At 52.1% G+C, this 22,066-nt stretch carries 24 protein-coding genes; 3 read left to right on the top strand and 21 right to left on the bottom strand.

The features are described from left to right. Positions 1 to 181 precede the first annotated feature (181 nt). The 4 genes from A372_RS0131275 to A372_RS0131260 all read right to left on the bottom strand — a co-directional run bounded on the left by A372_RS0131275 (position 182) and on the right by A372_RS0131260 (position 2,166). Positions 182 to 751, bottom strand: a complete 570-nt coding sequence (locus A372_RS0131275; protein WP_019424890.1) for a manganese catalase family protein — start codon at positions 749 to 751, stop codon at positions 182 to 184. Positions 752 to 853: 102 nt separating this feature from the next. Further along, on the bottom strand, positions 854 to 1,123 hold the full coding sequence (locus A372_RS0131270) for a spore coat protein CotJB (protein ID WP_019424889.1): 270 nt from the start codon (positions 1,121 to 1,123) through the stop codon (positions 854 to 856). Beyond that, positions 1,120 to 1,422, bottom strand: a complete 303-nt coding sequence (locus A372_RS35130; RefSeq protein WP_019424888.1) for a spore coat associated protein CotJA — start codon at positions 1,420 to 1,422, stop codon at positions 1,120 to 1,122. The genes A372_RS0131270 and A372_RS35130 overlap by 4 nt, the downstream gene beginning before the upstream one ends. Before the next feature lie 234 nt (positions 1,423 to 1,656). Continuing rightward, complete coding sequence (locus A372_RS0131260) at positions 1,657 to 2,166, bottom strand: Crp/Fnr family transcriptional regulator (protein WP_019424887.1); 510 nt, start codon at positions 2,164 to 2,166, stop codon at positions 1,657 to 1,659. A 219-nt stretch (positions 2,167 to 2,385) separates the two neighbouring features. Between A372_RS0131260 and A372_RS0131255 the strand changes: the two genes are divergently transcribed. Beyond that, entirely contained in the window at positions 2,386 to 2,772 is a 387-nt protein-coding gene (locus tag A372_RS0131255; RefSeq protein ID WP_019424886.1) for a hypothetical protein, read from the top strand. A 235-nt stretch (positions 2,773 to 3,007) separates the two neighbouring features. Here the strand turns inward: A372_RS0131255 and A372_RS0131250 are convergent, their stop codons facing one another. Together A372_RS0131250 and A372_RS0131245 are read right to left on the bottom strand one after the other, a co-directional pair. Next, complete coding sequence (locus A372_RS0131250) at positions 3,008 to 3,346, bottom strand: YolD-like family protein (protein ID WP_019424885.1); 339 nt, start codon at positions 3,344 to 3,346, stop codon at positions 3,008 to 3,010. After that, entirely contained in the window at positions 3,343 to 4,584 is a 1,242-nt protein-coding gene (locus tag A372_RS0131245) for a DNA polymerase IV (RefSeq protein ID WP_019424884.1), read from the bottom strand. Before A372_RS0131245 ends, A372_RS0131250 begins: the two co-directional genes overlap by 4 nt. Positions 4,585 to 4,877: 293 nt before the next feature. Here A372_RS0131245 and A372_RS0131240 point away from each other — a divergent pair, with 293 nt between their 5' ends. Further along, entirely contained in the window at positions 4,878 to 5,552 is a 675-nt protein-coding gene (locus tag A372_RS0131240) for an SOS response-associated peptidase (RefSeq protein WP_019424883.1), read from the top strand. A gap of 856 nt (positions 5,553 to 6,408) precedes the next feature. Here the strand turns inward: A372_RS0131240 and A372_RS0131230 are convergent. From A372_RS0131230 to A372_RS0131210, 5 genes are all read right to left on the bottom strand, one after another. Then, positions 6,409 to 6,696 (bottom strand): stage VI sporulation protein F, encoded by a 288-nt coding sequence (locus A372_RS0131230; protein ID WP_019424882.1) that lies wholly within the window; start codon positions 6,694 to 6,696, stop codon positions 6,409 to 6,411. Positions 6,697 to 6,818: 122 nt separating this feature from the next. Next, complete coding sequence (recG, locus tag A372_RS0131225; RefSeq protein WP_083858991.1) at positions 6,819 to 8,867, bottom strand: ATP-dependent DNA helicase RecG; 2,049 nt, start codon at positions 8,865 to 8,867, stop codon at positions 6,819 to 6,821. A gap of 22 nt (positions 8,868 to 8,889) precedes the next feature. Beyond that, entirely contained in the window at positions 8,890 to 9,759 is an 870-nt protein-coding gene (locus tag A372_RS0131220) for a DegV family protein (RefSeq protein WP_019424880.1), read from the bottom strand. Between the two features lie 27 nt (positions 9,760 to 9,786). Then, positions 9,787 to 11,550 carry a DAK2 domain-containing protein gene (locus tag A372_RS0131215; RefSeq protein ID WP_019424879.1) on the bottom strand — a complete coding sequence of 588 codons (1,764 nt, stop codon included), beginning with the start codon at positions 11,548 to 11,550 and terminating at the stop codon, positions 9,787 to 9,789. A 15-nt stretch (positions 11,551 to 11,565) separates the two neighbouring features. Then, positions 11,566 to 11,925, bottom strand: coding sequence for an Asp23/Gls24 family envelope stress response protein (locus A372_RS0131210; protein ID WP_019424878.1), 360 nt, complete (start codon positions 11,923 to 11,925; stop codon positions 11,566 to 11,568). Positions 11,926 to 12,101: 176 nt separating this feature from the next. Here A372_RS0131210 and rpmB point away from each other — a divergent pair, with 176 nt between their 5' ends. Then, entirely contained in the window at positions 12,102 to 12,290 is a 189-nt protein-coding gene (gene rpmB / locus A372_RS0131205; RefSeq protein ID WP_019424877.1) for a 50S ribosomal protein L28, read from the top strand. 327 nt (positions 12,291 to 12,617) lie between these two features. Here the strand turns inward: rpmB and spoVM are convergent, their stop codons facing one another. The 10 genes from spoVM to def all read right to left on the bottom strand — a co-directional run bounded on the left by spoVM (position 12,618) and on the right by def (position 22,041). Next, positions 12,618 to 12,698: a stage V sporulation protein SpoVM gene (spoVM, locus tag A372_RS35125; protein ID WP_019424875.1), complete on the bottom strand. Its 81-nt coding sequence runs from the start codon at positions 12,696 to 12,698 to the stop codon at positions 12,618 to 12,620. A 172-nt stretch (positions 12,699 to 12,870) separates the two neighbouring features. Beyond that, on the bottom strand, positions 12,871 to 13,131 hold the full coding sequence (locus A372_RS0131190; RefSeq protein ID WP_019424874.1) for a hypothetical protein: 261 nt from the start codon (positions 13,129 to 13,131) through the stop codon (positions 12,871 to 12,873). Between the two features lie 51 nt (positions 13,132 to 13,182). Further along, positions 13,183 to 13,860: a ribulose-phosphate 3-epimerase gene (rpe, locus tag A372_RS0131185; protein WP_019424873.1), complete on the bottom strand. Its 678-nt coding sequence runs from the start codon at positions 13,858 to 13,860 to the stop codon at positions 13,183 to 13,185. Position 13,861: 1 nt separating this feature from the next. Further along, positions 13,862 to 14,779, bottom strand: coding sequence for a ribosome small subunit-dependent GTPase A (gene rsgA / locus A372_RS0131180; protein ID WP_019424872.1), 918 nt, complete (start codon positions 14,777 to 14,779; stop codon positions 13,862 to 13,864). A gap of 55 nt (positions 14,780 to 14,834) precedes the next feature. Then, the gene (pknB, locus tag A372_RS0131175; protein WP_019424871.1) at positions 14,835 to 16,967 is read right to left on the bottom strand and encodes a Stk1 family PASTA domain-containing Ser/Thr kinase; all 2,133 of its coding nucleotides are present in this window, start codon (positions 16,965 to 16,967) and stop codon (positions 14,835 to 14,837) included. After that, positions 16,964 to 17,737: a Stp1/IreP family PP2C-type Ser/Thr phosphatase gene (locus A372_RS0131170; protein WP_019424870.1), complete on the bottom strand. Its 774-nt coding sequence runs from the start codon at positions 17,735 to 17,737 to the stop codon at positions 16,964 to 16,966. Before A372_RS0131170 ends, pknB begins: the two co-directional genes overlap by 4 nt. Positions 17,738 to 17,743: 6 nt before the next feature. Next, the gene (gene rlmN / locus A372_RS0131165; RefSeq protein WP_019424869.1) at positions 17,744 to 18,796 is read right to left on the bottom strand and encodes a 23S rRNA (adenine(2503)-C(2))-methyltransferase RlmN; all 1,053 of its coding nucleotides are present in this window, start codon (positions 18,794 to 18,796) and stop codon (positions 17,744 to 17,746) included. A 348-nt stretch (positions 18,797 to 19,144) separates the two neighbouring features. Then, complete coding sequence (gene rsmB, locus A372_RS0131155; protein WP_019424867.1) at positions 19,145 to 20,620, bottom strand: 16S rRNA (cytosine(967)-C(5))-methyltransferase RsmB; 1,476 nt, start codon at positions 20,618 to 20,620, stop codon at positions 19,145 to 19,147. Next, positions 20,617 to 21,561: a methionyl-tRNA formyltransferase gene (gene fmt, locus A372_RS0131150; protein WP_019424866.1), complete on the bottom strand. Its 945-nt coding sequence runs from the start codon at positions 21,559 to 21,561 to the stop codon at positions 20,617 to 20,619. The genes rsmB and fmt overlap by 4 nt, the downstream gene beginning before the upstream one ends. 3 nt (positions 21,562 to 21,564) lie before the next feature. Continuing rightward, on the bottom strand, positions 21,565 to 22,041 hold the full coding sequence (def, locus tag A372_RS0131145; protein WP_019424865.1) for a peptide deformylase: 477 nt from the start codon (positions 22,039 to 22,041) through the stop codon (positions 21,565 to 21,567). Between the last annotated feature and the right edge of the window lie 25 nt (positions 22,042 to 22,066).

The following is a 22,066-nucleotide window of genomic DNA, read 5'->3' as shown; positions in this document are numbered from 1 at the left end:
TATTGTTGTCAATATGTGTTGGAATTTTTAACAGTTTTTTCACAACCCTTCTTGCCATTCCTATGATTAACACATTTTATTCAAAATTACGTTATATGTAACATTATTTATATGGATATATATTTCTCTCTACAGCCCAAAAGCCGGCGCCCTTAACACGCCGGCTCTCACTCTAGCATTTCTAAAATACCTTTCTCACTTCCCTCTCCTCCTTCAAAATTTCGACAGCTTCCCGGAACCGCAGTGAATGCACGATTTCCCGCTCCCGCAAAAATTTCAACCCGTCCTGCAAGTCAACGTCATCCGTCATATCGATGAGCCACTGGTACGTGGCGCGCGCCTTCTCCTCTGCGGCAATATCCTCGTACAAGTCAGCAATCGGGTCCCCTTTCGCTTGAATGTAGGCGGCGGTCCAAGGCACGCCCGCGGCGTTGCTATAGAACAGCGCACTATCGTGCGCCACATAATGAGGTCCCAGACCGGCCGCATCCAACTGCTGCGGGGTTGCGTCTTTGGTCAGTTTATAGACCATGGTGGCAATCATTTCCAAGTGGGCGAATTCCTCTGTCCCGATATCGGTCAACAGGCCGATCACTTTATCCGGTATCGAGTAACGCTGATTCAAGTAACGAAGCGCTGCGGCCAGTTCGCCGTCCGCGCCGCCGTACTGTTCCAGCAAGAGCTTTGCCATACGCGGGTCGCATTTGCTAACCCTGACGGGATATTGTAATTTCTTCTCATACACCCACAATCAAGCGTCCCCTCCTTTGGATGTTCTCCATTTTATCCATTGCTGTTTAACATTCATCGATTATCCATGGCGTCTTCGCAGTCTAACGTTCCCGTCACAATGTCACACCTGCCACGGCCACGGCGTCTCTATCCACGACCAAGGACAGCCTGAATACGCATGCCCATAGTTTTGCAGCGGGCCGTATTTTTCCTGAAATTGATTGGCTATCTTCATCCGCTCATGCGTATAATGATTAAATTGCTGAATGGCCTGCACATCCCAAGGATGCGTATCCAAGTACAAATTCAACTCCAACAGCACAAAATCAACGACCTGCAGCTGCTCCAACGCTTGCCTATACTCCTCGGTATGAAAAGGATGCGCGTTCATGTTGCCTCTCCCTCCCGTCCCCTTCTAGGCCGATATGGGCTGTGTAGCGCCGGCCAGAGCGTCCCGCAGCGCAGAGCTTGTTCAGGCGGATACTGGGGCCAATTCGGCGGCTGGAAAACAATGAATTGGTTCGGCGGTACGACATACGTTTTAAATGGCAGCGGCGGACAAGGATCGCACGGGCTTCGGTACGGCACATGTATCCGTTCCTGTGATCTGCCTGCCGGATGGCAACCTGCCCTGAACTCGGGTGGCACCCCTTCTTCAGGCAGACTTTGCGCTTCAAACTCGTTCCCCATGACGCTTTATTACCTCCTTCGTATCACTGCACTATACATCCGTCTTTAATACACATATGAAGAGAGAAGAATGTCCCATGATAAGATGAGCAAGAGAATAAGAATAACTCCCTAGCGGATTTTCCAGACGAGGCGCTCGTTCTAGCGGTACGTTCTATCCGTTTCACAAAAAAGCCAAGGTGCGGCATGCTTGTGCACATCCGGTTACCTTGGCCTCGTCTTTGTCTTCTTCTGTTATGAACCGCCTTGCCGAATTAACCGGTTGACGGTCTCGCGGCGCACACCGATAAGCTGACCAATCTCTTCTTGCGTCAGCAGTTCCGTTAACGGCGCCTCTTTCGTATAACTGTCAAGCCACTTCTTCAAGAGCTGCAGTCGTTCCCCCGGCGCACCGATTGTCAAATGATCGATGCGCTGCTGCATGAATCTGAGCTTCTCTTGGAGCAGCTTAGCGATACTCAGCGCTTTGTCCGGATAGAGACGAAGCTCCTCATACCATTCCTCTGCCGGAATACGCTCCACCTCGCTTGTCACCATAGCAATGGACGTGCCGTGGCAATCCTTGGGCGAAATAAGCGAATGGTGAGGCACAATCTCCCCCGGATACAAAATGTTAAACAGCACGATATTGCCGTTTTCATGCAGACGCGTAACCTTGAACAGGCCGCTCGCGATGCGATATAAGTAAGTGCCTGGATCTCCTTGGCGAAACAATATCTCCCCGCGGTGCAGCGTAATGTGCATTCCTACCTCTCCTTTCCTGCTGCCAACATCTCTGCGAATGACGGAGTATTGACGAGACTTTTGTCTCTATTGTAATCATTTTTACGTCTTTTGACCACGAACGCCTATTGAAATACGAATATTTGTTCGGTATTATAAATATAATAAGAACACAAGTTCGTATTTTTGGATTTGTTATTTACCCTTGGCCAAATAAAAATGAAGGAGGAAGAGATAGGAATGGGTTCTCTTTCCGCTGCGAATGGCTCTCCTCCACACGATGGGGAAGATGCCTTCATTGTTAAGCAATACGTCATCCAGACGCTCATTCTCGATGTGCTGGAGCGTGATATTAAACGTCTTGCCGCTTCAGGGTTGAAGTTGGCTGACATTTACGTTCAGCGGCTGCGTCAGGCACAAGACGACGCCTCAACCGACCTGTTCCGTCTCCGGCGGCAGTTCCGTCAGCGCGGCATCAAAGTATACGAGGAGGAGCGTCAGGAGCATGGCGTGCGCGTCCAGTACGTCTGCCGTGGGTACCATCACTCGTTCTATATGCTTCGTGGGCTGATTCGAGCAGAGGTGAGGAGCTTAATGCAAAAGTATTTACACGTGTCTGCCACGTAATTGGGCTTTGTGGCAGTTGCGCTCACACATCCGTGACATGCCCGCAGAAGCCGCCTGTATTCGCCATTGTCGCATGCTCTGCTGCTAATTCATGCTATTCCGCACTCGAAGCTGGCGAACGATGGATTACAATACCCAATCCCGAATCATCGTGTCATTGTGTCATCGTGCATGCTGGCACTAAAAAGCCGACTCCTTCGTTCGGGAGCCGGCTTTTTGAACAACCTCTTATAGACTATAGAGCGAAGCTGGCGCCTACAATGTCGCAGAACTTAATCCATTCCCACTCTACAGTCCCCTGCAATTTAATCTGTTCTTGTTGTTTATCGAACTGGACTACTTTACCGATAAGCTCCCGGTCTTCCCATTCACTGTATACCGTCAACCTAATCGATGTACCATTCCATATGGATTCGGCAATGGCACGAGCGATTTGCTCTACTTCCTGCGCATCTAACACAGGCCGCCGCTTTCGCTCCAAGCTCTGCTGATGACGGACGTATGCCTCCTTATGCTCGGGAAGCATCATCCGCGAAGATTCAAATAAACCATTAGCTTTCAGCTTTTTACTCATTTGTAGTGCCCTCCAATTTTTCGGGAACGGTCTTTCGCTTGGCCAGCCTCCTTCAAAGAAGTCGCTCGCATTATCGCCGTATCGCCATATTTTTGTTTAATCCAATCTGTCGTGCGTTCCAATGCCATCTTTCGTTCACGGTCGTCGAACAGAGTCAGTTGGTATTCTTCGCTGCTGGTCAAGCCTGTCAGCGACACACCGATCTTGCGCACCGGGAGTCCGTTCCAGTGCCGACGGAACAGCATACATGCCGCACGATACACCTCGTCCGTAATGTTCGTGGGATCTTCGATTTTCATTTGCCGGGAAAATCCGGTCGGGCGGTCGAAGTCCGCTCCTTGACAGCCAACGTTCACGACCTGCCCCATATATCCCTTCGTCCGGCAGCGCTGGCAGACCAGCTCGCACAGCTCCAGGATGACGATCTCGATCTCTTCCTGCATGACATAGTCCCGCGGGAGTGTCATCTGATGGCCGATTCCCTTCTGCCGATCGTGCGTGCCCGGCGTGACGGGCGACGAATCGATGCCGTTGGCAATCCGCCAGATGACCTCGCCGTTAATCCCCCACCGCTGCCTCAGCTTGGATAACGGCGTTTGCGCCAAATCTCCGATCGTGCGGATGCCCATCCGGTGCAAATGGCCGGTCATCCTTGAACCGATCATGAACATTTGATGCACAGGAAGCGGCCACAGCACGTCAGGAAGTTTTTGCCGCGAAAGGGTGAAGATTCCGTTGGCGTTCTTCTTCGCAAAGTTATCGCACGCCATCTTGCTGATGACCTTGTTGCAGCTGATGCCAATTCTTGTGTACACGCCGGTTTCCATTTGAACCTGTTGTTGAATGCGCTTTGCAATCGTTTCTGGATCACCAAATAACGACAGGCTGCCTGTCACGTCCAGATGCTGCTCGTCAATGCTGTACGGTTCGACCAATTCAGTATACGACTGCAATATTTCGGTAATGTGTAGCGATACCCGAATGTATTCCTCCATATGGGGCCGAACGACAACGAGCTCCGGACATTTGCCCACAGCTTCGCCAAGGCGTTCTGCCGTCGTAATTCCGTGCTGCTTCGCAAGCGGACATGCGGCAAGGACGATTCCTGACCGCCGCGCAGGATCTCCCGCTACGACGAGCGGTTTGTTCTTGTATTCAGGGTGAGCTGCTTTTTCAACACTTGCATAAAAAGATTGACAGTCTGCCAGCATAATAATCCGTTCGGATGGTTTGCTCATATAGTTGCTCTTACGTCCCACATTACATCCTGTATTACATCCCGCACCACAACATCACCCCTGCAAAGAACGTCTGTTCTTATATATATACAGAATACCGAACATATATTCCCGTTTCAACCGGGATATATTACATATGAGGGTGCCCGCATATATCCCCCCCTTGGGCAGACTATGCAGCCTTTGTATTCCACTACCAACATCGGATTGTGATAATATGGAGAGGAGCCTATCCGGCATCATAATCCTATTCAATACGATCCCGGCACAAGAAGAAAGGATGCGCAGCTGTCATGTGTGGAAGATTTACGTTAACAGTTACAGTGGAACAGCTTATGGCTTATTATTCAATCGATTCGAGAGCGGCCATCCCTTTTCATACACCACGCTACAATATTGCCCCAAGCCAAGCAGTGCTGGCCCTTATTCATGACGGAACGAAGCTGCGGCTCGGCCCGCTGAAGTGGGGCTTGGTTCCCGCTTGGGCCAAGGACGATAAAATAGCATGGCGCACCATCAACGCACGGGCGGAGACGCTGCAAGAGAAGCCGGCATTCCGTCTGCCGTTCGAACGCAAGCGCTGCATCATTCCGGCAGACGGCTTCTATGAGTGGAAGCGCCACGCGGACGGCACGAAGCAGCCGATGCGCATCGTCCGCAAGGACGGAAAGCTGTTCAGCATGGCAGGATTATATGATACGTGGCTGAACGCCGAAGGGGAAAAGGTAAGCACGTGCACCATCATTACGACGGAGCCGAATGAACTGATGGCCTCCATCCATGATCGGATGCCCGTCATCGTTCCGGAGGAGCAGCTGTCGTTCTGGCTTGACCGCCGCATCACCGACACGGGACAGCTTCAATCCGTCCTCCGCCCTTATTCTGCGGCAGAAATGGAAGCTTACCCGGTGGATGCGAAGGTAGGCAATACGCGAGTAGATGACCCAACCTGCATCCAGACGCTGTAACAGCCTATTAAGATTAAACACGAAACAAATACGGGGAGAGGGTATCCGCTGGGAGAACTGGCATTCTTCTTTGAAGCGAGTCATCCCCTACACAGTCTCATCCCAATGACTTGGATTCAACAGCTCTAAGTCGGATACCCCCACCTGCTTATTTCCTAAATCACTTCATTATTCCTCCACCACCAATGGGACCTTTTATGTCAACATGACCGGCAGCGGGAATCATTCGTTGGCCTGTGCGCGAATGAGGATACGGCTGCTCCGCCATATGAACGTCCCCTTTACCTCATTTTGGATAAAAGTTACTTTTTCGCCTAAAGGCGTAACATCTATCGAATAGCAAAGCATCCACTCTTCATCAATAACGAAATGTTCCGTTCGTGCAATGGCTCATTCAGACTAAAGGGGATCACTTCATCCTGCCCTTGCTTCATTCTCCCCTTTCATCAGGGAGCGGTACGTCCGATCATGACTTTAGATGCTGTCCGCTTAACTGCCAGAGCATGAACCGACGCTCTATAGCATAATATCCATACTTAAACGGCATGAGGCTTATCCTCGACATTACCCTTTCTGACTGTATGGGAGAATAGAGCTAAGCACCATAGACGGAAGCACCGCATCATGTTCTCTGGCTATGAACAAAAAATTATATTTTCGATTCGTTTTTTAATGCGATGAGGGAACTCGTTTGCAGGGGAATGGGTTGCTGCTGTTCTGAACGGTGGGGAGAGTGTGGCAAAGGAGCGAACGGACATACTCTTCTTCAGGAAGGGGAAAGAAACTACAGGGCCATAGAAAAGGTCAAAAAGCCCGGTTCATTGTAGAACCGAGCTTTCCTTCACGATAATTGCATTTACCGGAACATCCCCCACAGCTTCAGGAGATGAAACGTGTTGTTCGGGTCAATCTTCTGCGCGATAACGAACTGAATGATCTGCTCTTCCTGCTGTGTATTCAACGATTCGTTCAATGCCTGTGTGATTTTACGCAGCAGGCTGCGCACTGCTGGGCGATTTTGCAAGTCCGCCTTCGTGACTCCATCCAAAATAAGCTTAACGCGCTCTTTTGCTGCCGGATTTTTTAGCTTTTGCTTTATTCGCTCAACTAACTGCGGACTAATGCCGTATTTCACATAACTCATGCGGTGTAACACCTCCGGAACATAAGCTGCCCTTGTCCTTGGGACACAAGCTGCATTAGTTCCAATATATGCCCGCCCGCTTGTCTACTATCCGCCCGTTTTTAGATTTGCCGGAAACGGGATTAATCCAGAAGTTCTCCCTGAAACAGCTGCTCTTGCTGCAGCACATCACGCAGCGGCCCATACTCAGGCGAAGTCCAGAACGCTTCCGAGCGGATAAACGCCGCCGCATCATCTCGCGCTTGCTCCAGCACAGCGAAATCATTCGTCATGTCCGCCAGCTTAAATTCAGGCAGTCCGCTCTGCTTCGTACCGAAGAAATCACCCGGTCCACGCAGTTCCAAATCGCGCTGCGACAGCTCAAAGCCGTCGTCGGTCTCCGTCATGATTCGCATCCGCTCTTGCCCCACTTCCGATTTTGGATCGGCAATCAGAATACAATACGATTGATGGCCGCCGCGTCCGACGCGCCCGCGCAGCTGATGCAGCTGCGACAGACCGAAGCGCTCTGCGTCCATGACGATCATGAGCGTAGAGTTCGGCACATCGACGCCAACCTCGATGACGGTCGTCGATACGAGCACATGCGTCTCAGCGGAGCTGAACGAACGCATCGCTTCATCCTTCTCTGCCGTGGACATGCGTCCGTGAAGCAGGCCGACGCGAAGGTCGGGAAGAGCTTGCTGCATCTGCACATGCACATCGATCGCATTTTGCACGTCCAGCTTGTCCGACTCTTCGATGAGCGGACAGATGATATAAGCCTGGCGGCCTGCGGATACTTCACGACGTATGAAGCCAAGCACCCGATCGAGCATATCGTGCTTTACCCAATACGTCTTAATCGCTTTCCGCCCAGCCGGCCGCTCACGAATGGAGGACACATCCATATCGCCGAACGCCGTAATCGCGAGCGTCCTCGGAATCGGCGTAGCTGTCATCGTCAGCACATCGGGATTCAGTCCTTTGCGCCGCAAAATGCTGCGCTGATTCACGCCGAAGCGATGCTGCTCGTCGGTAACGACGAGTCCGAGCTTGCGATAATGCACGTCGTCCTGAATCAGCGCTTGGGTGCCGACAAGGATGTTAGTCATCCCCATCTGCAGCGCGCCAAGCACATCCCGCCGCTTGCGTTCGGTCAGGCTGCCCGTGAGCAGTCCTACTTCGATGTCATGCGGCTCGAACAGCTTCTTCAGCGAACGAAGATGCTGCTCTGCCAAGATTTCGGTCGGTACCATCAGCGCACCTTGGTATCCCGCCCGAACCGCGGCGTACAGAGCGACGGCCGCCACGACCGTCTTGCCGGAGCCTACATCGCCCTGCAGCAAGCGATTCATGCAGGATGGCGAGCGCATATCATGCAATATATCAGTAACCGCCTGCTTCTGGCCTTCGGTCAGTTCAAACGGCAAACTGCGCACAAACTGCCGGACGGTCGCATTGTCGACTTCGTGCGGCACACCGTCTGCACGCTCGCGTGTTACCGCCCGAAAGGCGTGCAGCTTCAATTGGAATAAGAGCAGTTCCTCGTATACCATTCGTCTGCGGGCCTGCTTGCCCTCCTCGACATCGTGCGGCACATGCATCGCCCGTACGGCCTGCTTACGCGGCATTAACCGATAGCGCCGCATGAGCTCGGCCGGCAGCAGCTCCGGAACCGCCTCCCCGAACTGCTGCAGTGCCTGTGCAATCGTCTTGCGCATCCATGTCTGTGTAATCTTGCCGCCCACAGAATACACCGGCTGCAGCGTATCCTTGCGCCCGCCGCCACGGTCCGGGAATTCCGATGCCGATACGGTAAGCTGCATGCGGCGCCCGTCCCACTTGCCGGTTAATACGATATCACGTCCTTGCGTAAGCTCCTCACGCAAATAATGACGGTTGAACCAAGTTGCAGTGACAAGCCATTCATCGATCATCACCTTGCACGTCAGGCGTGATTTGCGGCCAAATCGCTGCAGGACAGGGACGCTCATAATACGTCCTTCAACGGTAACCTTGTCTCCATCCTTCACTTCGCTCAAATGGCGAAGACGAAAATCTTCATACCGAAACGGGAAATAATCGAGCAAATCAGCAACAGTAAAGATGCCAAAGGCGTGAAGCTCTTGTTCTTTCGAAGCGCTCACGCCTTTAATCATCGTTACCGGACATTGTTGAAGATGAATCATGATGACATTCCGTTCACTTTCCTCAAGCGTGCCCTTCATCTGCAGGCCACATGAAGACAGCGCCGACGCCGGTTCCTACATGCGTTCCGATGACGGATCCAATGATCGCATACTCTAAGGAACGTAAGTCGAACGCAGTCCGAACCGCTTCCTTCAATTCGTCTGTTGCTGATTTATCGCTCGTATATCCGATGACTGCGTGCACCGGCTTCCCCGCGAAGTCGCGCCGAAGAAATTCCAGCACGCGCCCCAAGGCCTTTCTATGGCCGCGCACCTTGTCCAACGCGCATACTTCGCCTTCACTATCCACAGATAGTATCGGTTTAATGTTGAGCAGTGTACCGAACAGAGCGGCGGCTTTCCCGATGCGTCCGCCCTTTTGCAAGTATTCTAGCGTATCCACCAGAAAATAAAGTTTGCGCTCCTGCTGATAACGTTCAATCATCGCCAATATTTCTTCTTTGGAATGACCGGCTTCAGCCATGCGCGCCGCTTCGACGGCAATGAGCCCGAAGCCGTAGGAGGCAGATTTGGAATCAACAATCGTAATATCCGCTGCTTCCTCCATCATATTTTTGGCGAGTACAGCGGACTGGTACGTTCCACTTAAGGCAGCTGACAAGTGAATCGAAATAATTTGAGTGTCCGGCTGTTCGTCATTCAACCGTTTGAACACATCCATGAACTCAACTGGCGAAGGTTGGGACGTTGTCGGCAATTGCTTCGCTTTCGCCAACTTCTCATAGAACTCTTCCGCATTGATAGTTACTGCATCCTTATACATTTCATGACCGAAATGCACTTTGAGAGGAACCATTTCAATTCCGTAACGTGCTCGCACTTCATGCGGAATATCCGCGGTGCTGTCCGTTACAATACGGATATGGGCCATACAGAAAATCCCCCCTTCACATTGTCCTTATTCGACGGAAATAATATAGGAATAAATCGGTTGTCCCCCTTGATGCACTTCCACTTCGGCATCCGGGTATTGCTCATTCAGCCACGCGATCAATGCTTCCGTATCTTCTTCACGCGCTTCTTCCCCGGTAAGCAATGTAACAACTTCTCCTCCGTCAGCCAGCATCTTCGTCATCAGCTGCTGCAGCGTATCGTTTACGGATTCGGTCGTCGTTATGATTTTGCCGTTCGCAATGCCCATATAATGACCAGCTTTAATGTCCAAGCCGTCAAGCGTCGTATCCCGAACGGCATATGTCACTTGTCCAGAGATAATATGGCTGATGGCAGCCTCCATTGCCGTCGTGTTTACTTCCAAGCCCTCATCTTCCTGGAACGCAAAAGCCGCGGCTATGCCTTGCGGAATCGTCTTGCTTGGAATGACCGTTACATCACGCTCCACAATCTCGGCCGCTTGCTTCGCTGCCATCACAATATTGGAATTGTTCGGCAAAATATAAATATGCTGTGCCGAAATCGTCTCTATCGCATCGATGAAATCTTGCGTACTCGGATTCATCGTCTGTCCACCTGACAAGACGACGTCCACGCCCAGACTTTTAAAAATATCACCAATGCCTTGACCCATCGCTACAGCAATAAAACCGTAAGGCGCAAGCTCATCGGCCGGTGGATCGACAAGCAGCGTCTCCGCGGAAACTTCAGGCGCAGGAATGTCAGCAAATACCTCTGGCATAGCAGACACTTCCCCGTGCTCGCCTTGAATGATTTCCCGATGCTGCTCGCGCATATTTAATATACAAATTTGTATCAGTTCCCCGTATCCGAGCGCCAGGTCCAGCACTTCACCCGGCTTGCGGGAATGGACGTGAACTTTAACAATGTCGTCATCCGGAATGACGATAATGGAGTCTCCATTTTTCGCAAGCGCTTTCCTGAAAAAATCTTCATTAAATGGCTTAGCGTTGGAACCGTTGCGAGAACGGTCAATAAAAAATTCCATATCATATAAAAACTCGATATCTTCCGTATGCAGCTTGGCCTGTGCAGAAATTGGAGCTTCATGCGCAGGCGCGACCGCAGCCGGCTTCTTCACCTGAACGGTTACCGGAGCAGGAGCCGCCGTCTCGTCAAATACGCCGTCTTCCGATTCAAGCACGCTTAAGAAGCCTTCGTAAATGTATACTAAGCCTTGTCCACCCGAATCAACCACCCCGACTTGCTTCAATACGGGCAGCATATCTTGTGTCTTGCTTAGCGTTTCATTCGCTTTAGCTACCACTTCACGCATGAAACCGACCAGGTCCGGCGTCCGGCGGGCTATATGAACCGCATGCTTGGCCGTTTCTTTCGCGACGGTCAGAATCGTGCCCTCGACAGGCTTGACGACCGCCTTATATGCCGTATCCACGCCGCTCTGCATAGCATGCGCGAATTGGACTGAATTCACTTCGTCATGGCCGGCTACTCCTCGGCTGAAGCCGCGGAATAATTGGGACAAAATAACACCCGAGTTCCCCCGAGCACCCATAAGCAGCCCTTTAGACAACACCTCCGCCGTTTTGGCGATAGACGTTGATATTTTTGCTTTCATTTCCGTAATGCCAGCGGTCATCGTCAAGTTCATGTTCGTTCCCGTGTCCCCATCCGGTACCGGAAAAACATTCAACGAATTGACGTATTCAGCATGGCGATGGAGCGAATCAGCACCGCCCAGCACGATATTGGAAAATTGTGTTCCATTTAAAGAACGCTTGTTCAACGAATATTCCCCTTCCTAGCTTGATACACGCACGTCCTGCACAAAGATGTTCACTTCGTTCACGGTGAGACCGACTACTTCATTCAGCACGTATTTCACCTTCACTTGAATGTTGTGCGCCACTTCGGAGATCTTCGTCCCGTAACTAAGGATAATATATAAATCTATATGTAGCGCATCCTGTTCCTGGCGTACTTCGACACCACGCGACAAATTTTCACGTCCAAGCAGTTCGGCAATGCCGTCCTTTAATTGCTTGCGCGAAGCCATGCCCACAAGTCCATAACATTCCATTGCCGCAGATCCGGCGATGACCGCTATGACTTCTTCGGAAATACTCACTTTTCCGAAATCGGTATCCAATTGGATGGTCATGGTTCGTTCCACTCCTTTTTTTTGAGTATTATGGACTAATCAATATTGTACTATAATAGAAAACATAAATAAACAAAGTTTTTGATTCAGTTGACGGGGGATTTTAGAATATGATATCATATTTAAGTATTTAATTGTATGCAGTAGTGTTGCTTTGGGATAAGGAGGTGTTAGGCATGGCTCGCAAATGTTTTGTAACGGGGAAGAAACGTGGCTCAGGTAACCACGTATCGCACGCGAACAACAAAAACCGCCGCTCTTGGGGTGTAAACGTGCAAAAAGTTCGCATTTTGGTTGATGGTAAACCAAAACGCGTCTACGTGAGCACGCGCGCATTGAAAGCAGGTAAAGTGACTCGCGTCTAATCCCATGGATTATATAGAAAGAGCACCTGAACGGTATCAGGTGCTTTTTTGATCGTGGGAGAAAGTACAGTTGCTGCTCTGATGAGGAGTTGTCTTATCACTTCAGCAAGCTTCTTGCAGAAGCAGGCGCTGAAAATGACAAGATGCTTGCGCTGATTCATCTTGCAGAAACGGTCCGTCCTTTCAACAAGGACGGCCGGGCCGTTTCTACTCGCGACCGGAACCCGTCATAAGCATTTCTTCTGCTAAGCTATGTCCCGCTCCCGCTCGGGTGCTATATCGTTAGGATGGATGATTACGGATTCAGCAGAATGGCCGCCGGGAGTGTCAGTTTTTTTGAAACGTATTTAATATCGCCTTGACGAAACCTCCTAAAAATTTCGGCAGCTTAAATGTATAAAACTTCATCTTCCACCCTCCTCGTCGTTCTCATCCTACCCCGCCCGGAATCAATAGCCGGCCCTTTTTTGTGAACCATAGAAATAAAAAAGGCTACATGAGAGATCTGTGCTCATGTAACCATCATATGCCGCAGCCGTATCATCTATGCAAAGCGAACAAGCCCGTTTCCATCTTTAGTTTATGCAGCAGGCGCAGGCATTTGCTGCATGTAAATGGCCATGGACATCACAAAGACAAAGACGAAGTAAAACAAAATCGCCAGCAAGATAAAACCGATACGCATTCCTTTCGTTTCATAGCGTTTGAAGAAACGAATACCTAAAAACAAAGCGCCTAACGAGCAAACCAAGTTAAGCGGCAGCTTCAAAAACGCATACATGCCTACCAATGATCCGCACACAAAACTGTACAGCACGAGCATCAGTCTCGTTCTCCACATCGTTCATCTCCCCTTTTCCGTCCGGCCCTGCCTATCGTTCAATGAGGATCTCTATTTTACCGCAGCTGCTCGTCGTATCGCTTGAATCGCAGCAGCGCGATCATGTGCGCCATATACCGCACTGCCGGCCACGAGCACGTTAGCCCCCGCCTTCACGGCAAGCGGAGCGGTATCCGCCGTAATGCCTCCGTCCACTTCAATAAACACATCGCGGCGTCCCCGCGCGTTCAGTTGCTCACGCAAGCGGCTGATTTTATCCGTCATCGATTCGATGAAGCGCTGTCCCCCAAAGCCAGGATTGACCGTCATAATCAGGATGAGATCCACGTCATCGAGAATTTCTTCGATGCAAGACAAAGACGTTGCCGGATTTAAAGCAACTCCCGCCTTGGCACCGCTTTCTTTAATCTGGTGTACAACCCGATGCAAATGGGGGCATACCTCCGCATGCACCGTAATGAAATCTGCACCCGCCTTGGCGAAGGCAGGCACGTATTTTTCCGGTTCCACAATCATGAGATGAACGTCGAGCGGCAGCTTCGTATGCGGGCGGATCGCTTCCACAATGATGGGCCCGAGCGTCAAATTCGGCACGAAGCGGCCGTCCATAGCATCAACATGAATCCAATCAGCACCGCCTTGCTCCACATCGCGGACTTCTTCACCCAGCTTGGCAAAATCGGCTGATAAAATGGAGGGGGCGATCTGAACGTTCTCAATCTGTTTCATGCTAGTACCTCCGTTTTTTGTCTTTCATTTCTTCAAAAAATAGTACGTAATGCTCGTAGCGTGTCTTGTCAATCTGACCATTCGCTACCGCTTCCTTCACCTGGCAGCTAGGCTCATGAATATGGGTGCAGCCACGGAATTTGCAGTTTTCCGCATAGGAATGAAATTCACGGAAGCACGTTCCCAACTGCTCCACGCCAAGTTCGAGAAAATCAAGCTGGCTGAATCCCGGCGTATCAGCGATATAACCGCCGTGGGGCAACTGCAGCAGTTCGACATGACGCGTCGTGTGCTTTCCGCGCCCCAAACGCTGGCTGATTTGATTCGTTTCGAGCTGGATGCCCGGAATCATGGCATTCAATAAGGAAGACTTCCCTACGCCGGATTGACCCGCGAAGACGCTAATGTCTTCAGTCAGCTTGTCCGCTAACCGTTCATAGCCGTAACCGCCTGCGGCGCTTGTCGGTATGACATCATAGCCGATACGGGCATACACTTCTATGATATGCTCCATATCCTTGCCGACCGCAGCAGCTTCCGCTGGCGGAAGCGTCTCGATAATATCCCATTTCGTCAGCACGATAACGGCATCTAAACCGGCATGTTCAATATGTACGAGAAACTTATCCAGCAGTTGACGGTTCAAGACCGGCTCTACCACAGAGAACACGAGTGCGGCAAGCCCCACATTGGAGATCGGTGGACGAATCAACTCCGTTACACGCGGTTCGATTTCGTCTACCGTCCCTTCCCCGTTCTCTGTCATAGTGAAGATAACGCGGTCCCCAACGAGTGGGGACACGCCTTTCTTCTTAAATATTCCTCGGGCACGGCATTGGATCGTCTGTTCGATAGATCCTTCTTCCGGTTGAATGTAATAGTAACCGCTCAGCGCCTTTACGATCAAGCCTTTTGGCATGCAATATCCTCCAAGGTCTTATCTACCCCAATCCGATTATTCATTTTCATCATCTTCATTGTCCGGGTTCTGACGATTGTGTCTGTCCTTCCACGGATTCTTGTCCTTGTTCTTGTCCTTGTTCTTGCCCTTCCCCCTCACCTTCAACTCGCCTGGCCAAGGGGTCGTCAATCTCAGGTATCGGTACATTACCCTGCTTCGCATCGATGTAGGATATCGGATACGTATCAAGGAATGTGCCGTCACGGTAAACAAGGACGACCCCATCTTTATTTGGTGCTAGCACAAGCTCTACGTTGAGTACTTGGGAGGATTTAATCTTCTCAGTGCCCCATTCCATGTTCTCTCCACGCGCATCAGTATACACAATTCGTATCGTACTGTTCTTTCCTTCTTCCTTCGGAGCTACCGGGAGAGGTAAAGTATAATTCAGCGCTTCCGGAGGGAAACCGGAGCTTACATAAATTCTCACTTCCGACCCTTTAGACACGGGATCGTTCGGTTCGAATGGCTTTTGCATAAATACTTGCCCTTGCGGCTCGTAACTCGGCTCTTCGACAATGCCGTCTTTCGCCAGCTTCAATTCGTTCGCTTCAATCTTCGCTACCGCCTCATCTTTCGTCAAGCCAACCAAACTTGGCATACCGAACGATTCTTTTCCTTTGCTGACGGTAAACTTAATCGAAGCTGTCTTCGGATCGACCTGAGAATTCGGCTGCGGCGACATTCCGACGACGACACCCGGTTCAGCATCATCGTGATATACTTCATCCTTCGTTATACGCGTACTCTCGAACCCGAGCTCGACCAACTGCTGCACCGCCGTCTCGAACGGCTTGCCCGCATAATCCTGCAGCGAGACAAGGGGTGTCCCCTCACTGACATACAGACGTATGGTCGATCCTTCTTTGACCCTGGTGCCTTCCGACTTGCTTTGGTCAAAGACGATCCCTTTTTCGAATCCTTCTTTATGCTCGTAAACGATAGGATCCTCCACTTCGAGTTTATATTCCTTCAACTTGTCTTTCGCCGCTTGCTCCGTCAAATTAATGAGATTCGGCATGCTCACATCTTTAACGACAAGCAGGCTCTTCACATAAAATACGACACCGACCATAATTGCGAGAAAGAGCAGCGTCACCCCAGCCCAAATGGCTGGCTTTACCCAAGACTTGCGCGTCTTCGCTTCTGCCACAGCAGGCGAAGGGGCCGGCGAACCTGCCGCACCAGAGTTGGAAGAAGCGGCATAGGTGTCATACTCCTTGGGTGCGCTTTTCTCCATCGGGCGAATCGCAGGCATCACTCTCGTTTCCTGTTCATCGTCAAAGGGTACGCGCGAAACAAATGTCAGCTTCTGCTCGTGTGCCCGTTCAGCAGACAAACACGTTTCCAAGTCTCGCATCATTTCCGCAGCCGACTGATAACGCTCTGCTGGATTTTTGCGCATCGACTTTAAAATAATGTTCTCTACGCTTTGCGGAATATGAGGGTTGACGAGCCGCGGCTCATCAAACGGTTCCTGCAAATGCTTGAGCGCGACACTAATCGGGCTTTCCCCTAAAAACGGAAGTTTGCCCGTAAGCATTTGATACAGTACGATGCCAAGAGAATATAAGTCGGATTTTTCTCCGGTCAACACTCCTTTGGCGTGTTCGGGTGAAAAATAGTGCACCGAGCCTACGACGGAACCTGTTTGTGTAATCGTCGAGGAGGTGACCGCGCGCGCGATTCCGAAATCCGTCACCTTTACACGGCCATTTTTCCCGATAAGAATGTTATGGGGTTTAATGTCACGGTGAATGATTCGGTTCTGGTGGGCATGCTCCAGCGCATCGCAGATTTGAATGGAAATACGCACTGCCTCTTCCGTCTGCAGCGGCGCCCGTTCCTGAATAATTTCGTTTAAGTTATGACCTTCGATATATTCCATGACGATAAAATGCGTATCCTCTTCTTGTCCCACATCATAAATGCTGACCACATTCGGATGGGATAAGGAAGCAGCAGATTGGGCTTCCCGTCGAAAACGGCGGATGAATTCCTCATCATGCACGAATTGCTGACGCAACACTTTGACCGCAACATAACGGTTAAGCAAATTGTCGAGCGCTTTATAGACAAGCGCCATTCCGCCTCCGCCAACACGTGCAATAATTTCATAGCGCCCGGCTAATGTAGTTCCAATCACGAGTTCCACCCCTCTTCCATGGTGCCGGACTCGGCCTGCTCCAACAGAACGATCGTGATATTGTCGTCTCCGCCAGCATCGAGTGACTGCCCTAGCAAACGGTCTGCTTTCGCTTCGAGCGGAAGAGAAGGATCGATGACGGCGCTCCATATTTGATCGGAATTCATCATATTGGTCAAGCCGTCGCTGCACAGCAGGAGATACTGTCCGCTGCCGAGCGTAATCGGCTTCATATCCACCTCAACCTGCGCGTCTGTTCCGAGCGCACGGATGAGCACATTCCGGCGTGGATGCCGCATCGCTTCCTCCGGTTCAATCTGACCGTTCTTCACCAGCTCATTCACGAGCGTATGATCCTCTGTCAATTGAAGGATGCCTTGGCGATCGACAGAATAGGCCCGGCTATCGCCGATATGTCCGATATAACCATTGCACTGCGAATGGTCAAATAAGGCCGCAACGATGGTTGTTCCCATGTGATAATACTTTTCATCCTGTGAGGCAATATGAAATATTGTTTGATTGGCGCGCAAAATAGCAGCTTCCAGCGCACGTTCCAACTGGTTGGCCTGCAAATCTTGCGGCAGCGCAGAGAGCTCAGACACTACGGTCTCCACCGCCAAGCGGCTTGCTATATCACCAGCTTGATGACCGCCCATCCCGTCGGCCACAATGGCCAAGCAGTAGCCGTTATCAAGCACAGCAACGTATGCACGGTCCTCGTTCACTGCGCGTACACGTCCGATATCGGAACGATGCACAGCTTTCATTCTAACTCACCTCGCCTTAGACTCCATGTGCTTCGCACGCAACTGACCGCATGCTGCTGCAATATCATGTCCTTGCTCACGGCGAATCGTAGCATTGATTCCCCGATCCTGCAGCGCGCGGTGAAACTTAAAAATATCATTGCGCGGGGTGCGGACATAATCCCGCTCCGGCACATAGTTTACCGGAATGAGATTGACGTGTGCCAGCATGTCCATCCGCTTCAGCACATCTGCCAACTCCTCCGCTTGTTCCACTTTGTCATTGACGCCACCGATGAGCGCATACTCGAACGTAATGCGCCGGCCGGTCTTATCCTGATAGTACTTGAGTGATTGCATCACTTCCTCAAACGGAAAGCGGCGATTGACCGGCATCAGCTTGGAGCGGAGCGCATCATTCGGCGCATGGATGGAGATCGCCAAGTTAATCTGGGTGTCTTCATCCGCGAACTTGTAAATGCTCGGCACGATGCCGCTCGTCGACACCGTAATGTGCCGCTGGCCGATATTGAGCCCTTTTTCATGAATCATAATGCGAAGGAATGCCATGGTCGCATCGTAATTCTCGAAAGGCTCCCCTGTCCCCATGATAACGATACTGCTGACGCGCTCATCCGTTTCATCCAATATCTTCTGTGCGGCGACCACTTGGGCCACAATCTCTCCGGCAGTCAGGTTCCGCTTCAGCCCGCCAAGCGTGGAGGCGCAGAACGTGCAGCCGACGCGGCAGCCGACTTGTGTCGTTACGCAGATGCTGTTCCCGTAGTTGTGCTGCATAATTACGGTTTCGATAGCATGGTCATCATGCAAGCCGAATAGAAATTTATACGTTCCATCCTGCGATTTCATGTGTGTAATTTCTTTCAGAGTCACAAATTGATAATGCTCCTCCAGCTTATCCCGCAGCGATTTGGACAGATTGGTCATTTCGTGAAAATCATTGATTCGCTTGACATAGAGCCAATCAAATATTTGTCCGGCGCGAAATGCAGGCTCGTTCTGCTCCTTTAGCCACTGCTGCAGCTGTTCAAAAGTTAAATCGTATATAAATGGTTTCATGTGTCTGTCCAACCTCTCAATTCTTAACTCGTCATGCAGTCGATCTATTTTACCACAAATGGCAGTCATGCTAAAAGCCATAGCTTGGAAGCCAGTCCCAGAGCGGATCACGCACAACAAAAGCCGCAATATTCAGGAGTATTCTCTTGAACATTGCGGCTTTGGATTTGAATAGAAGTGCGTGTTCAAAAAGGTCACTTTTTAGCACCGGGAAGTACAGGTTTTCGCAGGAAAACAACTTCGGAAGCATAGGCTCTTCTAGAGTGAATGCAAGATTCGATGTCGAATCACATCTTGGGATGCCTGGTATTAAAAAATGAACTTTTTGCAATACCTCTATAAGCCTGCTCAGGAAGAAGGCTTTCGTGGCAATGCCTGAAGACTGTTCCGCTCTGGACTCCGCGTTCCGACGCCTGCTAGACGGCCGCGTTTGCGCTTCGTCAAGCAGGCGATGAAGAAGCCGTCGGAGCCAGCGTCCTGCGGCAGCACCTGCAGCATCCCGGCAGGGCTGCGCTCGAGCGCCGCAGCGAGCGCTTCGGCAGGCAGTGCGGCCTTCCACGTCTCATCAAGCTCCCAGCCGTCGTGCGCCTGCTCGGAGAGGAATGCGCGCACGACGGCTTCGTTCTCCACGTGCTCCACGGTGCACGTGGAGTAGACGAGACGGCCGCCCGGCCGCACGAGCCGCGCAGCTTCGGCGAGCAGCCGCTCCTGCAGCGCCGCAATGGACGATACATCCTCCGGATGCTTCGTCCATTTGATGTCCGGCTTGCGGCGGATAACGCCGAAGCCGGTACACGGCGCGTCGAGCAGAACCGCATCGAAGCTGCTTTGCGGCAGCACTTCGCTGAGCGTCGCCGCATCGGCGTTCATCGTGCGCAACGACTTCAGCCCAAGGCGGGCGGCCTGCTCGGCGATAAGCGCCACCTTATGGGCGTGAACGTCGTTCGCGACGACTTCCCCTGTGTCGCCCATCACTTCGGCGATATGGGTGGACTTGCCGCCAGGGGCGGCGCAGCAGTCAAGCACACGCTTCCCCGCTTCCGGCCGCAGCGCTTGCACGACGAGCATCGAGCTCTCGTCCTGCACGGACAAGCGACCCTCGCGGTACCAGACGCTGTGCGCAAGATTGCCCGCCCCTTCCGCGACGATGCCGTCCGGCGTCACCGCGGACGCCTTGACGTTCAACCCGCTCGCCTGCATGTCGGCGAGCAGCGCCTCCCGGTCGGCCTGCAGCCGATTCACACGTGCACTGCCGTGCGGCGGCCGGTTGTTGGCCGCGCACATCGCTTCCGTCTCCGCTTCGCCGTAAGCTTCGATCCAGCGGTCCACGAGCCACGCCGGGTGCGAATGCTCCCATGCAATGCGGCTGACCGCTTCGTCCGCAGCCGGAGCATTCCACAGCTCTGGCTCGCGCATAACGGCGCGCAGCACGCCGTTCACGAAGCCGCCCATCGCCTGCTGGCCGCGCCGCTTTGCAATCGCGACCGCTTCGTTCACCGCCGCATGGGGCGGCACGCGATCCAAATACCGAAGCTGGTACACGCTCATACGCAGCAGATTGCGCATCCACGGCTTCAGCTTCGCCAGCCCGCGCTGCACCTTCTGCTCGAGAACGCCGTCAATCGTGTTCAGCCGCTGTATCGTGCCGTACACAAGCTCTGTCGCAAGCGCCGCGTCGACACGTTCCAGCTTCGCCACTTGCAGCGCTTCATTCAGCTTCAGATTGCTGTACGAATGCTCCTTCTCCACCTGAACGAGCACCTCGAGCGCTACGTCACGCGCCGTGCGCCGCTTGCCGGTTGGTTGGGACCCACGCTCGCTCACTTCAGCACCGTCCCTTGACTCAGCTTCCCGCTGCGCACGAATTCAGCAGCCGGCATCGCCTTCTTGCCCGCTGGCTGTACCTCGGTCAGACGCAGCGTGCCTGCGCCCGTCTGCACTTCAATCCCACGCGCATCCGCGGTCAATACGGTTCCCGGCTCACGTCCACCGGCGTTCGAAGACGCGTCGGCAGGCGCTTCGCACGCCCACACTTTGAACACTTCTTCGTTCCACATCGTAAACGCGCCGGAGAACGGAACGAGTCCCCGTACTTGATTGAAGAGGTCCTGTGCCGGACGCGTCCAATCGATTTGCTCATCCTCGCGCTTCAAGTTCGGGGCATACGTTGCTTCGTCATTATTTTGCGGTGCAGCTTCCGCGCGTCCCGCAATCAATTCCGGCAACGTGCGGCGCAGCAGGTCAGAGCCCGCCGCGCTCAGCTTCTCGAACATCGTCCCCGCGTTATCGGCGTCTGTGATCGGAACTTCAACACGGCTTATCATGTCCCCCGTATCCATCCCTTCCGCCATGTACATAATCGTCACACCCGTCACCGGCTCCCCGTTCATAATCGAACGCTGAATCGGCGCGCCGCCGCGATATTTCGGCAGCAGCGACCCATGGACATTAATGCAGCCGAGGCGTGGAATGTCGAGCACCGATTTCGGTAAGATTTGCCCGTAAGCCGCCGTCACGATAAGATCCGGCTGCAGCGAGCGAATATCTTCAATCGTAGAGGAGACACGCAGCTTCTCCGGCTGCCATACGGTAAGGTTGTGCTGCAGCGCCGCCGCTTTGACCGCAGTCGGCGTCAATACCCGCTTGCGGCCAACCGGACGGTCCGGCTGCGTAACGACAGCATCTACTTCATAGCCTTCTTGCAGTAACATCTCCAAGGATGGCACGGCAAATGCCGGCGTTCCCATAAATACAATTTTGGTCATTGCTTATTCCCTACTTTCGCGGGGCACCTCATATACGAGTTCCGCAATTTCAGTAAAGAGTACCCCGTTTAAATGGTCGATCTCATGTTGGAAGGCGCGGGCCAAGAAATCAGTCGCTTCCAGCGTAAATTCATTGCCGTGGCGATCCAGTCCCTTCACCTTTACCTTCTGATGCCGACGAACGTCACCGTTCAGCCCGGGAATGCTCAAGCAGCCTTCAGGTCCGAACTGCTCCCCTTCCGTCTCCACAATCACGGGGTTAATCATTTCGATTAATCCGTGCTCGTCACCGACATCAACGACAATAACGCGCTTTAAAATGCCGATTTGCGGAGCGGCGAGCCCTACGCCTTCGGCATGGTACATCGTATCCGCCATATCGTTCAGCAGCTTATGAATATTGGGCGTAATTTTAGGTACTTCCTTCGCGATTTGATGAAGAACCGGATCCGGTTCAAGTACAATGATGCGCAATGCCATCAGGCACACCTTCCTTTTTTATCTA

It is taken from the genome of Paenibacillus sp. OSY-SE (genome assembly GCF_000283315.1).
In the GTDB taxonomy this organism is placed as follows: domain Bacteria; phylum Bacillota; class Bacilli; order Paenibacillales; family Paenibacillaceae; genus Paenibacillus_B; species Paenibacillus_B profundus.
This window is presented reverse-complemented; position numbering and strand designations above follow the sequence as displayed.

Excerpts from the sequence above, each read along its gene's own strand:
- A372_RS0131210 (WP_019424878.1), bottom strand. The coding sequence starts at position 11,925 with ATGACCATCCAATTGGATACCGATTTCGGAAAAGTGAGTATTTCCGAA.
- A372_RS0131230 (WP_019424882.1), bottom strand. The coding sequence starts at position 6,696 with ATGAGTTATGTGAAATACGGCATTAGTCCGCAGTTAGTTGAGCGAATA.
- A372_RS0131190 (WP_019424874.1), bottom strand. The coding sequence starts at position 13,131 with ATGTGGAGAACGAGACTGATGCTCGTGCTGTACAGTTTTGTGTGCGGA.
- A372_RS0131170 (WP_019424870.1), bottom strand. The coding sequence starts at position 17,737 with ATGAAAGCTGTGCATCGTTCCGATATCGGACGTGTACGCGCAGTGAAC.
- fmt (WP_019424866.1), bottom strand. The coding sequence starts at position 21,561 with ATGACCAAAATTGTATTTATGGGAACGCCGGCATTTGCCGTGCCATCC.
- A372_RS0131240 (WP_019424883.1), top strand. The coding sequence starts at position 4,878 with ATGTGTGGAAGATTTACGTTAACAGTTACAGTGGAACAGCTTATGGCT.
- recG (WP_083858991.1), bottom strand. The coding sequence starts at position 8,867 with ATGATTCATCTTCAACAATGTCCGGTAACGATGATTAAAGGCGTGAGC.
- A372_RS0131260 (WP_019424887.1), bottom strand. The coding sequence starts at position 2,166 with ATGCACATTACGCTGCACCGCGGGGAGATATTGTTTCGCCAAGGAGAT.
- rlmN (WP_019424869.1), bottom strand. The coding sequence starts at position 18,796 with ATGAAACCATTTATATACGATTTAACTTTTGAACAGCTGCAGCAGTGG.
- A372_RS0131270 (WP_019424889.1), bottom strand. The coding sequence starts at position 1,123 with ATGAACGCGCATCCTTTTCATACCGAGGAGTATAGGCAAGCGTTGGAG.
- spoVM (WP_019424875.1), bottom strand. The coding sequence starts at position 12,698 with ATGAAGTTTTATACATTTAAGCTGCCGAAATTTTTAGGAGGTTTCGTC.
- A372_RS0131250 (WP_019424885.1), bottom strand. The coding sequence starts at position 3,346 with ATGAGTAAAAAGCTGAAAGCTAATGGTTTATTTGAATCTTCGCGGATG.
- def (WP_019424865.1), bottom strand. The coding sequence starts at position 22,041 with ATGGCATTGCGCATCATTGTACTTGAACCGGATCCGGTTCTTCATCAA.
- A372_RS35130 (WP_019424888.1), bottom strand. The coding sequence starts at position 1,422 with ATGGGGAACGAGTTTGAAGCGCAAAGTCTGCCTGAAGAAGGGGTGCCA.
- A372_RS0131220 (WP_019424880.1), bottom strand. The coding sequence starts at position 9,759 with ATGGCCCATATCCGTATTGTAACGGACAGCACCGCGGATATTCCGCAT.
- A372_RS0131255 (WP_019424886.1), top strand. The coding sequence starts at position 2,386 with ATGGGTTCTCTTTCCGCTGCGAATGGCTCTCCTCCACACGATGGGGAA.
- rpmB (WP_019424877.1), top strand. The coding sequence starts at position 12,102 with ATGGCTCGCAAATGTTTTGTAACGGGGAAGAAACGTGGCTCAGGTAAC.
- rsgA (WP_019424872.1), bottom strand. The coding sequence starts at position 14,779 with ATGCCAAAAGGCTTGATCGTAAAGGCGCTGAGCGGTTACTATTACATT.
- A372_RS0131245 (WP_019424884.1), bottom strand. The coding sequence starts at position 4,584 with ATGAGCAAACCATCCGAACGGATTATTATGCTGGCAGACTGTCAATCT.
- rpe (WP_019424873.1), bottom strand. The coding sequence starts at position 13,860 with ATGAAACAGATTGAGAACGTTCAGATCGCCCCCTCCATTTTATCAGCC.